Below are 14019 nucleotides of genomic sequence, written 5' to 3'. Positions count from 1 at the left end.
CCTTTGTTTTTGGTCACCGTCCATCGCCCTTCACCCCCAACCGGTCCAGGTAGACGTGAAGCTCCTCTTCACTGATATTCACATACTCCAGCACCCGTCCGTACAACATCACCGTGGGCACGTTTCGCCCATTCAGTTCACGCTGGGTTTCATGCAGTACATACAGGATAATCCGCTCCGTGCGCGTCAGGCCATCGCGAACATCGGGAATGATTTTCGACACCAGTCACCCCACCGAAAAAGACAGAATGCGGGACAGGTGGCTGTAGGGCAGTCCTGTCTCCTGATGCCAGGCAGTGAACGCCTGCTGCGCCTGAACGAGGGCTTTCCTGGTTCCAGGCGTCGCATCCAGCAGGTCTTCCCGCCGCAGCCCAGCGACCACGTCCGGTGACAGGATAAAGCCATCCCAGCCAACTCGGCGCAGGAAATACTGGGCAGTATTGCCCCCCAGCCGGGTACCGTTGCGTTTGAGCCAAAGCAGCAATCCCACCTGGTCGTCAGACGGCCAGCTACTCAGAAACGCGCCGAAACTGCCATGCTCTCTCGCAGCATCCACTATCATCCGGGCATTCTCCGGCACCGTGCGGATTTTCTGCATGTTCCGCACAATGCGTGCATCCTGGGCCAGGTCCTCAAGAACTTCTGGCGGCACCTGCTGCCAGTAGAGCGGAACGAAGCCCTGGAACGCCGCCTCAAACCCCGGCCACTTGTTCTCGATCACGCGCCAGACAAATCCCGCCTTGAACACGCAACGGGTAATCTCGGACAGGTAACGGTCATCAGCTATCGCTTGCAGCTCCCCGGGCTCAGCCACCCTGGGCAAAAGCGAACGTAACGCGACCTCTCCTCCCTTGTGGGCGGCCGCCTGGTCGTAGATTCTGGAAAAAGACATGGTTTATTTTCCGGGATTCAGGTTGTCGGGCTTCAGTATTCTGGTTCACTATAGAAGAAACAGATCTCATCAGGGAGTCACGCATATGCCACTCATAGGATGGGTCATTATCCTGCTTGCCCTCGGACTGATCGTCGGCAGCCTGTTCCTGCTGCGCGACAGCGCCAATACGATGCATATCTCCGAGGAAAAGATGAAAAAAATCCAGGCGCGCAAGGCAGAGGTTGAAGCCGAGGAAAGCGCAGAGGACAAGGAAGACTGGCCCTGAGCGCCACAACGTCAGTTATGGCTGCGTTCCTGCATATCCATTGCCTCTTCGCCCCTTGGCTTACTCATGCCATCCAGCGGCTCAACATTTAATTCAACGTCCATATCCTCTGCTCCCTCAAAGATCACCGTCAGCGGGATACTTTCCCCCTCCTTAAGCGGTCCCTTCAGCTTTTCCAGCATCAGGTGGTAACCGTGGGGCTTTAGTTCCACAGTCCCACCGGCGGGGATGGTCAGGCCGTTTTCCAGCGGACGCATACTCATTAAGCCGTTGGTGGTGCGACTTTCATGGATGGATACGCCCCCGGCTCTCGGGGTGCTGGCACTGGTGAACGTGATATCACGGCTGCCGTTGTTGGTAATCGACATATATCCGACGCCCATGGGCGTACCCGGTGGTGTGGGACGACTCCAGGGATGCTTTATTGTGACCTCCCCCTGAGTGGATTCGTGAGCCAGGGCAAGTGTAGCCATCAGGGCACTGCAAGCCAGCAACAGGGTACCGGTCAAACGGGTCGTTCTTTTCATGGTGTCTCGCACAGGTTGTGATGTCGAATTGATAATGGCCATTCGGGCTGAAAGTGTTGCTTTCATTTCCCCCGAAGGCAAGAGGCATGATGGCGCCCCTCAATGTTGGTAACTTCAGGGCAGCTGTAACGATTCCATCAGCGCAGCCAGAAAGCGGGCGGCCTCACCGCCTGTCGCCGCCCGATGATCAAAGGTCACGGACAGCGGCAGTATGCGACGAATAGTCGCATTCCCCTGATAGGGCACGACTTTCTCGCGGATGGTGCCAGCCCCAACAATGGCCACTTGCGGCGGGGTGACAATGGGGTTGGCGTACTGACCGGTCATGGTGCCGAAGTTGGAGAGAGTAATGGTCGCGCCCTGCATTTCCTTCGGCGGGATCTTGCGGGTGGCAACCGCTTCGCGCAGGTTTTCCAGCCCCTTGCGCAGGTCTTTCAGGGAACGGTGGTTAACGTCCCGCAGTACCGGCACAAACAGGCCGTCCGGCGTATCCACGGCAATGCCCACATGCACTTCGCTCAGCAGCCGGCGGCTGAGATTGTCACCATCGAACCAGCAGTTCATCGCCGGCGATGCTTCACAGGCGGTGGCGATCGCCTGTACCAGGCGCATGGTGATGTCGGCACCTTTCTTCCAATCACCAATATCAACATCCTCATAGATGGACACCGGGACTACCTGGGCATGGGACAGCGCCATGTTTTTGGCCATGGTTCGACGGGTACCGCGCAGGGGTTCCGCCTCCCCCAGCTGTTTTTGGTGGCTGGCCTGCCGGTGCACATCGTCGTTGGTGATCAGGCCTCCCGGACCGCTGCCCTTGATCTGCTCCAGACTGACACCCAGTCGCTCCGCCAGAGCCCGCACACCGGGAGTGGCACGGTGGGAGCGGGCACGTTTGCTGGACGGTGCGGCGCCAACGATAAACTGATCCTGCCCGGAGCCTGGCTCGGCTTTTTTCAGCTCACCCACCACGGTGCCGCTGTCGTCTCCTTCGCCCTCGTACGCCAGCAGCGGTTCGCCGGTGTGGATAATGTCGCCGGGCTCACCAAACAACTTGGCGATGATACCTGCTTCGGGAGACGGCACTTCCACGATGGCCTTGGCTGTTTCGACGCTGACGAGTACCTGGTCAACCGCCACGGTGTCTCCAACCTTCACATGCCATTCGACAATTTCGGCTTCGGGGAGGCCTTCGCCGAGATCCGGGAGTTTGAAGTACTTCATAGGGCGATCACCTGCTCCACCGCTTCCACTATGTCCTCTACGTGAGGCAGATAGGCCTGCTCGTTACGGTAGTAGGGCATGATGGTGTCGTAGCCGGTCACCCGCACGATTGGCGCCTGCAGATCCAGGAAGGCGGCTTCGGCGATGGAGGCAGCAATTTCTGCCCCTACCCCGCCGTTACGACAGGCTTCATGCACAATCACCGCCCGACCGGTTTTGGCGACAGAACACAACAGGGTTTCCCGATCCAGCGGGCTGATAGTGGCGACATCAATCACCTCGGTGGAAATGCCCTGTTCCGCGAGTTTGTCAGCGGCCTGCAGGGTCTCCAGTATGGACGCGCCCCAGCTGATGAGGGTGACGTCATCGCCCTCCCGCAGGGTATAACAGGTGTCCAGCGGCAGCGCTTCGCCGTTGTCGGCAACGCTTTGGGTCACCGCACGGTAGATGCGCTTGGGTTCCAGGAACACCACCGGGTCCGGATTGCGAATGGCCGCCAGCAGCAATCCGTAGGCCCGTTGCGGCGAGCTCGGAATCACTACCCGCAGGCCGGGCACATGAGCAAACAGGGCTTCGGTGCTTTCAGAATGATGCTCGGGTGCATGGATGCCACCGCCAAAGGGCGCGCGATACACCAGCGGGCAATGCAACCGGCCACGCGTGCGATTGCGAATGCGCGCGGCGTGGCTGACGATTTGCTCCATACCGGCGTAGATAAAGCCCATGAACTGGAACTCCGCGACCGGACGGAGGCCCTGGGTGGCCATACCGATGGCCGTGCCGGCGATCAGGTTTTCCGCCAGCGGCGTGTCCATTACCCGCTTGAAGCCGAAGCGCTCCTTCAGGCCAACGGTGGCGCGGAACACACCGCCATTGGTGGCGATGTCTTCTCCGAGCACAACGACATTTTCATCGTGCTCCATTTCCCAGGCGAGAGCCATGTTGACGGCCTCCACCAGGGTCACTTCCTTCACCTCGCTCGCGTTCTGTTTGTCCACGGCTTTCTGGGCGGACGCATTCATGCGACACCTCCCTGTCCGGACCGGGCACGATGCTTATCCGCAAGGCGGTCCCGTTGAGCGTGCAGGGCTGCCGGCAGGGTTTCAAACAGGTAATCCATCATCGCCGTGGGCGGTTCCGGCTCCATTGCCAGATATTCCTCGACGGCGGTGTCCACGGTTTCCCGACAATCGGCCTGCAGTTGTTTTTCCTGGTCCGCATCCCAGAGCCCGCTGTCGTGCAGATAATTCTGCAGACGTTTGACGCCGTCCTTCTCCCAGGCTCTTTTCAGCTCCTCTGCATCGCGGTATCGGGTAGCATCATCGGCGGTTGTGTGATCCCCAAGACGATAGGTTATCGCCTCGATCACAGAAGCCCCCTTACCTCCATGCGCCCGCTCCAACGCCTGGTCGATGGCTTCAGTCACGGAAAAGTAGTCGTTGCCATCCACGATGTGCCCCGGCAAGCCGGCACCGATAGCCTTCTGCGCAATGGTTTCGGCCCCGCACTGAATGCTGCGGGGTGTGGAGATCGCCCACTGATTGTTGATTACCACAAACACCACCGGCAGGTGCCACGCGCCCGCCAGATTGATGCTTTCCAGAAAATCCCCCTTTGACGTACCACCATCTCCAACGCAGCACACCACGGCCCGATCCTCACCACGAATCCGGAAGGCAGACGCCACACCCACGGCATGGCAGCACTGGGTGGCAATAGGAACGGCAATGGGCAGGTCTTCCCGGCAGTTTTCCCAGGCACTGCCCCGTTCATCACCACCCCAGTACAGCAGCATCTCCTTCAGGCTCACGCCTCGCAGGATATGCGCCGCCTGATCCCGGTAGTAAGGCACCAGCACATCGGTTCTCGCCATACTCTGGCCAACCGCCGTTCCGACCACTTCATGCCCAAGGACAGATGGATAAGTGCCACATTTACCGGTGCGCTGCAGGGCAATCGTCTTGGAATCGAAGGTGCGGATCAGCACCATATGGCGGTAGGCAGCCAGGGTGCGATCGATATCCCTGGCCTGGGGCGGCAGATCGCCGAGCGGTTTGCCGTGATCATCCAGATAGCGGGCGCTATCCACATGGAACTCGTGGCGCTCTCTCATCCCATCCTCCTGGCGCAGAGTGCCCAAAGGCACTCTGTTTAATATTTAGACGATGGTTATGAATAGTTCAATGCAAGGCAGGCGCGTACCGGGTACTTGTCGTTCCGACGTCAATCAGTCATCCCAATGACGATCCTGATTACCCTGCCTGAGCAACCAGTAGGTGACGCCGAGGGATAAAGTCGTCGCCGCTATCCCGAATATGTACATGGGGGTCAGCGTTTCGAAGTCCAGAACGATGACTTTTCGCGCAATGGCCATCAGCGCGGTGGCAACCACCAACTGCACAGGAAAGACATTGGTACCAAGGTAAAGCCGGATATTGATGAAGATTTCCACGGCAATCAGTACCGCCATAAAGGCACCGAATGTGTAGAAAATATCGTTGATATCAAGCAACAGAAGCGGGGGCGTAACCAGCCTGTCATAAATGATATAGATGACATCCCCGACACCCCAGAGGATGACGGCAACCATCAGCACAGCAAGCACCCGAATCGCAAACCGTATGATTCGGTGAAGGCCCCGGAAGAGAGGATCAGGGAAATCGACCGGGAGCTCCTGATGCAATTCGTACCTTCGCTCGGTGGACGATTGCGGCGGCGTCACATCCTCTTCTTGCCCAGCCATTCACACTCTCCCTGAGGCTCCTGAAGCTACTGCATAATTCAGGCTTTTTTCACGAATTCGGACTTCAACTTCATAGCACCAATGCCATCGATCTTGCAATCGATATCGTGGTCACCATCCACCAGACGAATATTTTTGACTTTGGTGCCCACCTTGACCACAGAACTGGACCCTTTGACTTTCAGGTCCTTGATCACCGTCACGGTATCGCCATCCTGCAGTTCATTACCGTTGGCATCACGGATCACCGCACCGGCCTCAGCTTCCGCGGCTTCTGCCTCACTCCACTCATGCCCGCACTCGGGACACACAAGCTGCACACCGTCTTCGTATGCATACTCGGATTGACACTTTGGGCAAGGGGGGAGCTGGGACATGAAGCGGTTCCTTATATGATGTAAAGACCATGCAGTTTACCAGAAACCATTACCCTCGAAGGAAAGAACAACTAATCCCCAGGTGAAACCCTCGCCAATACCACCGGATTCCGCGACAGCGGCAAGGCAATGATTACGCCCTCGTTCGACGCCGGATACACACCCGTGAGCCGGGTAATATTGACCTGATGAGACACAAGAATGACGGGTGCCCCCTCGTCCAGATCATTCACCAGTGCGATAGTCTGCCTGGTAGCCAGTCTGCCTTCCCCGCGATTGGCGAAAAACGAGTTCAGAGCAGGCCACTCTGTCACCTCCCCCATGGCCATTTCCCTGGCAGTCTCCTTGCAACGGCACCACTGACTGCTGAACACCCGAGCCTGCCGTATACCCTGCATTTCCAGAAACGGCTTCCAGGCTCGGGCCTGCTCCCGCCCCTGTTCGTTCAGGTTCCGCTGGGTGCTGCAGTCCTCAAGATCAAAGTTGTCCGGATCCCCGGTGCCTGGCGCCAATGCATGACGAAGCATCAGAACTGCCCGGCCGTCCCGTAAAGCCTCCCAGGCGTCGTGATTATGGGCGTCTGCCATCAATGGTGTACTGATGAAAATTGCGAACAAAAATCCGACCACACACCGTCGCACCATAATGTCTGCCTCCCTCGAGCCGTTTTGTCACACAACATAGCCGCGGAGTTATCTGAGCTGCCAGACGGCGCCCTTTAAGATCACTGTCCAAAAATGTCGGAGGCCATGGATGGCCGGAGATCAAGCGCACAGGGATGTGCTTGTAGCGTTTTTTGGACAGTGATCTTAAAGGGCGCCAGGCAACTGATTCACAGGCCTGGTATACAATACGCGGACCAAACCTACCAGGCTCACAACAACAAAAGGTAAACTTCACCCCAGAACCAAATCGACGAAGGAACCAACCATGCCAATCTGGGTCGACGCCGACGCCTGCCCCGTACCCATCCGGGAAATTCTCTGCCGCGCCGCTACCCGCTGGCAGATCGACACCACTTTTATAGCGAACCACGCCATCAGCCTGCCCCCAAGTCCCTACATCAAACGCATGCAGGTTCCCCAGGGCTTTGATGTCGCGGACAACGAAATCATGGATCAGATGAGCTCCGGCGATCTGGTCATTACCCAGGACATCCCCCTCGCCGCAGAGGCTATCGACAAAGGCGCGGACGTCTTCAACCCCCGCGGTCAGGCCTTCACCAAAGAAAACATCCGCCAGCGCCTGGCCATGCGTAACTTCATGGAAGAAATGCGGAGCGCCGGACAGGTCACGGGCGGTCCGGCGCCGTTCAGCCAGACCGATCGCAAGGAATTCGCCGACAAGCTGGACCGCTGGCTACAACGTAACGCCCGCAAGTGATAATGATTCTGTTTTAAAAAACTTGAGAATCCGCTACCCTTGCCGCTTTTCTGGCGCAAGCGGAGCAGATCATGACACAGCATTTCACCAAAGCCACCAGCAGTTTTGCCGCACTCGGTCGCTTGCTGCGCTATGCCAGAGGGTATCGGCGACAGATCATTGCGGCCACTGTCTGCTCCATCATCAATAAACTGTTCGACATTGCCCCGGAAATCCTTATTGGTATCGCCATTGATGTGGTGGTCAACAAGGAAGAGAGTTTTGTGGCTGGCCTGGGGTTCGAAACTGCCCAGGAACAGATCACCATTCTGGCTGTTCTGACCTTCTTCATCTGGGCCGGTGAATCCCTTTTCGAGTACCTGTTCCAGATTCTCTGGCGCAATCTTGCACAGCGCCTGCAATCCGATTTGCGACAGGATGCCTACGAACATGCCCAGCGCCTGGACATGAGCTTCTTTGAAGCCCGCAGCTCCGGCCAACTGGTCGCGACCATGAACGACGACGTAAACCAGCTGGAACGCTTTCTGGACGGCGGTGCCAATGCCATGATCCAGGTGCTGGTGACCGTAGTCGCCGTTGGCGCCGTGTTCTTTGTGCTGTCACCGCTGATTGCCTTGCTGGCGTTTACCCCGATTCCGCTGATCGTCTGGGGAGCCTTCTATTTCCAACGTAAGGCTGGCCCACTCTATGCCGACGTCAGGGAAAAGGTCGGAGATCTTTCCAGCCGCCTCGCCAACAACCTCGGCGGTATTGCCACCATCAAGAGTTTCACCGCCGAGCAGCGTGAGGCCGAGCGCCTGAAGGCCAGCAGTGAGGCATACGTGGAGGCCAATCGCCGGGCGATCCGCATCAGTTCTGCGTTCATCCCTGTTATTCGCATGGCAATCCTCGCTGGCTTCCTCGCCACCTTCACCGTTGGCGGCATGATGGCCCTGGAAGGCACCCTCAACGTCGGTGCCTACGGCGTGCTGGTGTTCCTGACCCAGCGCCTGCTGTGGCCCCTGACCGGCCTGGCGGAAGTTATCGACCTGTTTGAGCGCGCCATGGCCAGTACCCGGCGGATCCTGGACTTGCTGGCAGAGCCGGTCCATGTGCGCGACGAGGCCGCCACGCCTCTGCCGGAGCCGGTTCGCGGCAGCGTCAGGTTCAACAATGTAAGCTTTCACTACCCTTCCAGCGGCGCCGGCATCAGCGGTATCAGCCTGGATGTACCGGCCGGAAATACCCTGGCGCTGGTAGGCGCAACCGGCTCCGGGAAATCCACCCTGATCAAACTGTTGCTGCGTTTTTATGACCCAACGGAAGGCGAGATTCGAATCGATGACAAGCCGATACAATCGGTCAGTCTGAAATCACTGCGAAATGCCATCGGCCTGGTCAGCCAGGACGTTTACCTGTTTGAAGGCACCATTCGGGACAACCTGGCCTACGGCAGGCCCGGCGCAAGCGACGAAGATATCATTGACGCCGCCCGTACCGCTGAAGCCTGGTCCTTTATCGAAGCCCTGCCCAACGGATTGGATACCGAAGTGGGTGAGCGTGGCGTCCGTCTGTCCGGCGGCCAACGTCAGCGCCTTTCGCTGGCACGCGCGCTGCTGAAGAATCCACCGGTCCTGGTACTGGACGAAGCCACCAGCGCGGTGGACAACGAAACCGAAGCGGCAATCCAGCGGTCCCTGAAGCGCATCGGCCATAACCGTACGGTGATTATGATCGCCCACCGGCTTTCCACCATTGTAGACGCGGACACCATCGCGGTTGTGGAGAACGGCAAGGTCGTGGAAAGCGGCAGCCATCAGACACTACTGGACAAAAACGGCGCCTACGCGGCCCAGTGGCGAGTGCAGACCGGACAGGCCTGACCAACATAATATTGATAGTAATTCGCATTTAGATTATTCTGCAGACCCTCGGAATCCATCTCAAAGAACGAAGGGAGTCTGTATGTCTGCGTTCTTCAAAGTATCCAGCCTGGGTGTAGATATTGGCGACGCCGGCATACTGCGCAATATCAACCTCGAGTTTCGCGAAGGCGAAGTCACTGCCCTGCTCGGACACAACGGCTCAGGCAAGTCCACACTGCTGAAGGTTCTGGCCCGCCAGTTGTCACCATCTTCTGGTAAGGTCAGCGTACTGGGCACCTCGTTCGACAGTACCGGTGCTCGTGAATTTGCCCGCACCGTGGGCTACCTTCCCCAACACCCCCCTGGCACGGATGGACTGACGGTACGCGAACTGGTGGCTCTTGGCCGCTACCCATGGCGAGGGCCCCTGGGGCGCTATAACGAAGAAGATCACCAGCTGATTGATCAGGCGATTGAAGACACGGGACTTCGTCACTTTCAGCATCGTTCCGTCGATACCCTCTCGGGAGGCGAGCGCCAACGCGCCTGGATCGCCATGCTGCTGGCGCAACAGACCCGCTGCCTGTTACTGGACGAACCCATCTCCGCCCTGGATGTAAAGCACCAGGTAGAGACGCTGCGCCTGGTACACCGCCTGGCCGAAGAGCGTGAATTAACCGTGGTCGTGGTACTGCACGACGTTGATCTGGCAGCCCGCTTCTGCGACCGTCTGGTGGCCCTTAAAACCGGACAGCTGGTTGCAGACGGAAGCCCCCGCGAGATTATGGATTCCGGAATACTCGAAACCATTTACGGTGTGCCCATGGGTGTTATGGAGCGGGCGCCGGGACAGTGGGTCTCCTATGTTCACTAACCCCCGATTATTACACCTGTTCACGGCCCTGCTTTCCAGCCTGCTACCCATGCTGGTCAGCGCCGGTACCTGGCAACATGAACAAGGCACCCTCACCCTCGACGAGCCCCCCGAGCGGGTGGTCACCCTGAACTGGGCAGCCACCGAAACCCTGTTACTTCTGGGCGTTACGCCTGTCGGCGTGGCGGATCGGGATGGTTACTCGGTCTGGGTCAAGGAACCGGCTCTCCCGGACGGCGTTTACGATATCGGCGCCCGGGTGGCACCAAGCCTGGAGGCGATCGCCGAACTGAAACCGGACCTGATTGTGACCAGCTCCGAAATGGCGCCGGCCTCACAGCTGCTGGAACAAATAGCTCCCACCTATGTGATCAGTGCTTACCGGGAAGGAAACCAGCCGTTCGACAAGGCCCGGGAGATGCTACTGACACTGGGTGACATGCTGGATCGCGAGGAGCGCGCTCAAGCGATTCTGGCGGATATAGAGCAAACACTCGACACCCAGCGCCAGCGCCTGGAAAAGGCGGGCTTGACCGACAGGCCCGTGGCCCTGGTGAACTTTCTGGATGACCGGCATGTACGGATCTATGCACCGAACGGTCTCTACCAACACGCTCTTGAGGGTCTTGGATTGACCAACGCGTGGTCACGGCAGGGCAACTTCTGGGGATTTTCGGTGGTCGGGCTCGAGGCCATCGCCCCCTACGAAGACAGCCGCGTAGTGGTGATCTCCCCAACGTTGCCCGGCCTGTCCGATAACCTTGCCGACAGTCCGTTCTGGACCTATCTGCCGCCGGTGAAACGCGAGCAGATCTATCAGATTGATGCCACCTGGCCATTCGGTGGTGTGTTTCCGGTTAAACGGCTCGCGACAAAGCTGACCGACAGCCTGCTGGAAGGAGGCTCCGACAATGTACGCTGACACCTCCACCCTGCCTTTGTCCCGCCCAACCATTCCGCCCACCCTGCCAATAGCAGCGGTTATTCTCTGGCTCGGCGCGCTCTTCGCCAGCGCCACGCCCTGGCTGAATCAGTTGGACCCTATCGCAATACTTTCCGCATTCTGGACATTCAACCCCGATCAGTACGCATCGGTGCTGGCCCATTACAGCTGGGCCCCCCGCGTATCCATTGCCATGCTGATTGGCTGTGGGCTGGGGTTGGCGGGGGCCGTTACCCAGCAGATCCTTGGCAACCCGCTGGCGTCCCCTACCACGCTCGGTGTCGAAGCCGGTGGTCAGTTTGGCGTTACAGTGGCCACGCTTTTCGCACCGGGTCTGCTCGCGTTCAGCCCGGATCTCGCCGCCATCGGGGGCGGTTTACTGGCCATCGGACTGGTGATTGCACTGACCTGGCGCCTGGGCTTTTCACCGGTGACGGTCATTCTCGCGGGGTTGGTGATTACCTTTTTCCTGGGCGCCATGAACATGGCCTTCTTGCTGCTTAAGGGCGAATGGCTCGGCAACCTGTACATCTGGGGGGCCGGCTCCCTGGTACAGAATAACTGGGGTCCGTTTATGGATCTCTGGCCCCGGGTCCTGGTGCTCGCAATCCTGATGCTGCTGCTGATGCGGCCGTTGCAATTGCTCCAGCTTGGACAGGCATCCGCCAGCTCACTGGGAGCCCGTGTGGGGCTGATCCGTGTGTTGGCATTGTTACTGGTGGTATTGATGAGTACTACCGTGGTCAGCCGGGTCGGGGTTGTGGCTTTTGTCGGGCTCGCGGCGCCGGTCCTGGCCAGACTCCTGGGTGCGCGCACCCTGGGCAGCCGTTTGCTTTGGAGCACGCTGATGGGGGGCGGCCTGCTACTGTTGGCGGATACCCTCGCGCACTGGGCTTCGACATGGGGTGACGGCTCCCTGGTCCCGACGGGAACCACCACAGCGCTGATCGGCGGCCCCGTCATCCTGTTGGCCCTGCAAGGCTTCAGGAACACCCATCATATGCCCGGCCAGGAATCCAGCCCGGCCGGCTTTCAGCCCAAACGACGTTCACCGGCCATAATCAGTGGCGTCATTGTCACCCTGCTATTGATCACCATCGTGATCTCCATGGGCTGGTCTCCGGGACTGAATGACTGGAACTGGACGCCCATCTTCCAGTGGCACGAAGCCTGGGTCTGGCGCGGTCCGAGACTGCTGGCAGCGACCCTTGCCGGGGTCGCCCTGGGACTGGCCGGCACACTGATTCAACGCATGACCGGCAACCCCATGGGCAGTCCGGAGATGCTGGGCATCAGTGGTGGCGCAGCCCTGGTTATGGTGATGATTGTGTTATCCGGCCTGGAAGTCGGACGTGTCGGGCAGCTTGGCGCCGCTACCCTCGGCGCCGCAGCGGCACTCGGCTTACTCATCCTGCTGGCACGAAAGCACCGTTTTGCCGGCAACCAGCTCCTGCTCGGTGGCCTGGCGCTTTATGTATTCATGGATGCAGGCCTACGGCTGGTCATGGCCTCTGGCGGCACCGTGGCATCTCAACTCCTGAACTGGATGTACGGTTCCACCTGGCTGATTTCCGAGAACGAAGCCTTCGGCCTGATGGCATTCATTATTCTGATTTGCGGGCTGCTGTGCCTGGTGGTGCGTCCGCTGACACTTCTGCCTCTTGGTGACACGTCCGCATCGGCATTAGGATTGCCAGTTGCCAAGGCTCGCTTACTACTTCTGCTGGTTGCTGCCGTATTAACCGCGTCCGCTACGGTGGTGATCGGCCCGCTGAGTTTTGTGGGTCTGATTGCACCTCATCTTGCCCGCGTGCTCGGTCAGCAGACAGTTGGTCGCCAGATGATTGTGGCGGCCCTGGTCGGCGGACTTCTGCTGGCCGCTGCCGATTACCTTTCCCGCATTGTGGTTTACCCGGGGCAACTGCCAGCCGGGTTACTCGCAGCGCTGGTCGGCGGTGTCTACTTCCTGTGGGGGCTGAGCCGTCATGGACGCGCCTGAACCGGAACTCCGGCAGTGGCCGGAGCATTACCGTCAACTGCTCGCCGGAGCCGGACTGGACCGGGATGCTGAGCTGGCCGGCGCCCTGCAGCCCGAGGATATCAACCGACCCGCCTTGTTCTCACTGGCACAAGGCCTCCGGGAACCAGAACTATTACGTCAACAGGTTCGCACTGACTATCCCGATGCACGGGATAACCGCGCGGTCACCGCGCGGTTATCGGTGCTGCAGCAGGATCTTGCCCTGAACATCATTGCACCACTGACTTTACGGTTATTCCTGCACGGGAAAGCGCCCCTGCCGGATCCCGAAAGGATCTTCCTGAGTGCGTTGCGCCCCGGGGAACAGACGTCACCACGCTGGTTCCAGGCGACCACTGCAGCCCCTGTGGACGTTTGTGAATTTGTCAGTGGTATGGAGGCACAGGTGAATGCCTGGTACCCGGTCTTTCGACAGGCACTCGGCGTCAGTCCGGGCGCTTACTGGAGCAGTATAGGTCTGGGGCTGGGGTCCCCTTTTTCCGTGGTCTGGAATCGAGGGACGCCATCCGCCGTATGTCAGCTTGCACAGGCATGGCTGAAACAGTTTGAGTGCGATGCCAACCGCTTTATTGACTGGATACCCGCCGAGTTCAGCGGTCAATCATGCGCAATTCCTCAGCGCAAAGGATGTTGCCTGAAGTATCTGTTACCGGAAGGGGGATATTGCGGAACGTGCGGTATCTATCGAAAGGAACGTATGGCAACGCTCAGCCACCAAAAGCCGAACTCAACACCAGGCCAATGGCAGCCAGGCCTATAAGCAGCCCGGAACTCGCGGCTATTTTTAATCCTTCAATCATTTCCTGCTCGGGTGTCATTCCCTGCCCTCCCCTCAGCATCTGATCAGAACTGTGTATAACCGGTTTTACCGTGGTTGAATCAATGCCGGAGCAGGAAAACACC

At 58.8% G+C, this 14019-nt stretch carries 16 protein-coding genes; 7 read left to right on the top strand and 9 right to left on the bottom strand.

The window, feature by feature from the left end:
• Nucleotides 1-13 precede the first annotated feature (13 nt).
• Both Q0Y21_RS12940 and Q0Y21_RS12935 read right to left on the bottom strand, forming a co-directional pair.
• Entirely contained in the window at nucleotides 14-223 is a 210-nt protein-coding gene (locus Q0Y21_RS12940) for a hypothetical protein (RefSeq protein WP_297796159.1), read from the bottom strand.
• A 3-nt stretch (nucleotides 224-226) separates the two neighbouring features.
• Complete coding sequence (locus Q0Y21_RS12935; RefSeq protein WP_297796156.1) at nucleotides 227-892, bottom strand: DNA-3-methyladenine glycosylase I; 666 nt, start codon at nucleotides 890-892, stop codon at nucleotides 227-229.
• Between the two features lie 85 nt (nucleotides 893-977).
• Between Q0Y21_RS12935 and Q0Y21_RS12930 the strand changes: the two genes are divergently transcribed.
• Nucleotides 978-1160 (top strand): DUF2897 family protein, encoded by a 183-nt coding sequence (locus tag Q0Y21_RS12930; protein WP_297796153.1) that lies wholly within the window; start codon nucleotides 978-980, stop codon nucleotides 1158-1160.
• A gap of 11 nt (nucleotides 1161-1171) precedes the next feature.
• Here the strand turns inward: Q0Y21_RS12930 and Q0Y21_RS12925 are convergent, their stop codons facing one another.
• From Q0Y21_RS12925 to Q0Y21_RS12895, 7 genes are all read right to left on the bottom strand, one after another.
• Nucleotides 1172-1687 carry a copper chaperone PCu(A)C gene (locus tag Q0Y21_RS12925; protein ID WP_297796150.1) on the bottom strand — a complete coding sequence of 172 codons (516 nt, stop codon included), beginning with the start codon at nucleotides 1685-1687 and terminating at the stop codon, nucleotides 1172-1174.
• Between the two features lie 114 nt (nucleotides 1688-1801).
• Nucleotides 1802-2911, bottom strand: coding sequence for a dihydrolipoamide acetyltransferase family protein (locus Q0Y21_RS12920; RefSeq protein WP_297796147.1), 1110 nt, complete (start codon nucleotides 2909-2911; stop codon nucleotides 1802-1804).
• Entirely contained in the window at nucleotides 2908-3933 is a 1026-nt protein-coding gene (locus Q0Y21_RS12915) for an alpha-ketoacid dehydrogenase subunit beta (RefSeq protein WP_297796144.1), read from the bottom strand. The genes Q0Y21_RS12920 and Q0Y21_RS12915 overlap by 4 nt, the downstream gene beginning before the upstream one ends.
• Entirely contained in the window at nucleotides 3930-5024 is a 1095-nt protein-coding gene (gene pdhA / locus Q0Y21_RS12910; RefSeq protein ID WP_297796141.1) for a pyruvate dehydrogenase (acetyl-transferring) E1 component subunit alpha, read from the bottom strand. The genes Q0Y21_RS12915 and pdhA overlap by 4 nt, the downstream gene beginning before the upstream one ends.
• A 114-nt stretch (nucleotides 5025-5138) precedes the next feature.
• Complete coding sequence (locus Q0Y21_RS12905; RefSeq protein WP_297796139.1) at nucleotides 5139-5654, bottom strand: phosphate-starvation-inducible PsiE family protein; 516 nt, start codon at nucleotides 5652-5654, stop codon at nucleotides 5139-5141.
• A 38-nt stretch (nucleotides 5655-5692) separates the two neighbouring features.
• Nucleotides 5693-6031, bottom strand: a complete 339-nt coding sequence (locus Q0Y21_RS12900; protein ID WP_297796136.1) for a zinc ribbon domain-containing protein YjdM — start codon at nucleotides 6029-6031, stop codon at nucleotides 5693-5695.
• 71 nt (nucleotides 6032-6102) lie between these two features.
• Nucleotides 6103-6675 (bottom strand): histidine phosphatase family protein, encoded by a 573-nt coding sequence (locus Q0Y21_RS12895; protein WP_297796133.1) that lies wholly within the window; start codon nucleotides 6673-6675, stop codon nucleotides 6103-6105.
• 286 nt (nucleotides 6676-6961) lie between these two features.
• Between Q0Y21_RS12895 and Q0Y21_RS12890 the strand changes: the two genes are divergently transcribed.
• From Q0Y21_RS12890 to Q0Y21_RS12865, 6 genes are all read left to right on the top strand, one after another.
• Nucleotides 6962-7414, top strand: a complete 453-nt coding sequence (locus Q0Y21_RS12890) for a YaiI/YqxD family protein (RefSeq protein WP_297796130.1) — start codon at nucleotides 6962-6964, stop codon at nucleotides 7412-7414.
• Nucleotides 7415-7485: 71 nt separating this feature from the next.
• Nucleotides 7486-9276, top strand: coding sequence for an ABC transporter ATP-binding protein (locus Q0Y21_RS12885; protein WP_297796128.1), 1791 nt, complete (start codon nucleotides 7486-7488; stop codon nucleotides 9274-9276).
• An 82-nt stretch (nucleotides 9277-9358) separates the two neighbouring features.
• Nucleotides 9359-10132, top strand: coding sequence for an ATP-binding cassette domain-containing protein (locus Q0Y21_RS12880; RefSeq protein WP_297796125.1), 774 nt, complete (start codon nucleotides 9359-9361; stop codon nucleotides 10130-10132).
• A complete protein-coding gene (locus tag Q0Y21_RS12875) occupies nucleotides 10122-11054 on the top strand; it encodes an ABC transporter substrate-binding protein (protein ID WP_297796122.1) in 933 nt (310 codons plus the stop codon). Before Q0Y21_RS12880 ends, Q0Y21_RS12875 begins: the two co-directional genes overlap by 11 nt.
• Nucleotides 11044-13074, top strand: coding sequence for a Fe(3+)-hydroxamate ABC transporter permease FhuB (gene fhuB / locus Q0Y21_RS12870; protein ID WP_297796119.1), 2031 nt, complete (start codon nucleotides 11044-11046; stop codon nucleotides 13072-13074). The genes Q0Y21_RS12875 and fhuB overlap by 11 nt, the downstream gene beginning before the upstream one ends.
• A complete protein-coding gene (locus Q0Y21_RS12865; protein ID WP_297796117.1) occupies nucleotides 13061-13876 on the top strand; it encodes a (2Fe-2S)-binding protein in 816 nt (271 codons plus the stop codon). The genes fhuB and Q0Y21_RS12865 overlap by 14 nt, the downstream gene beginning before the upstream one ends.
• Nucleotides 13877-14019: the final 143 nt, after the last annotated feature.

It is taken from the genome of uncultured Marinobacter sp., from assembly GCF_947259545.1.
Taxonomy (GTDB): Bacteria; Pseudomonadota; Gammaproteobacteria; order Pseudomonadales; family Oleiphilaceae; genus Marinobacter.
The sequence above is the reverse complement of the archived record's forward strand: the minus strand, read 5'-3'. Positions and strand labels throughout refer to the sequence as shown.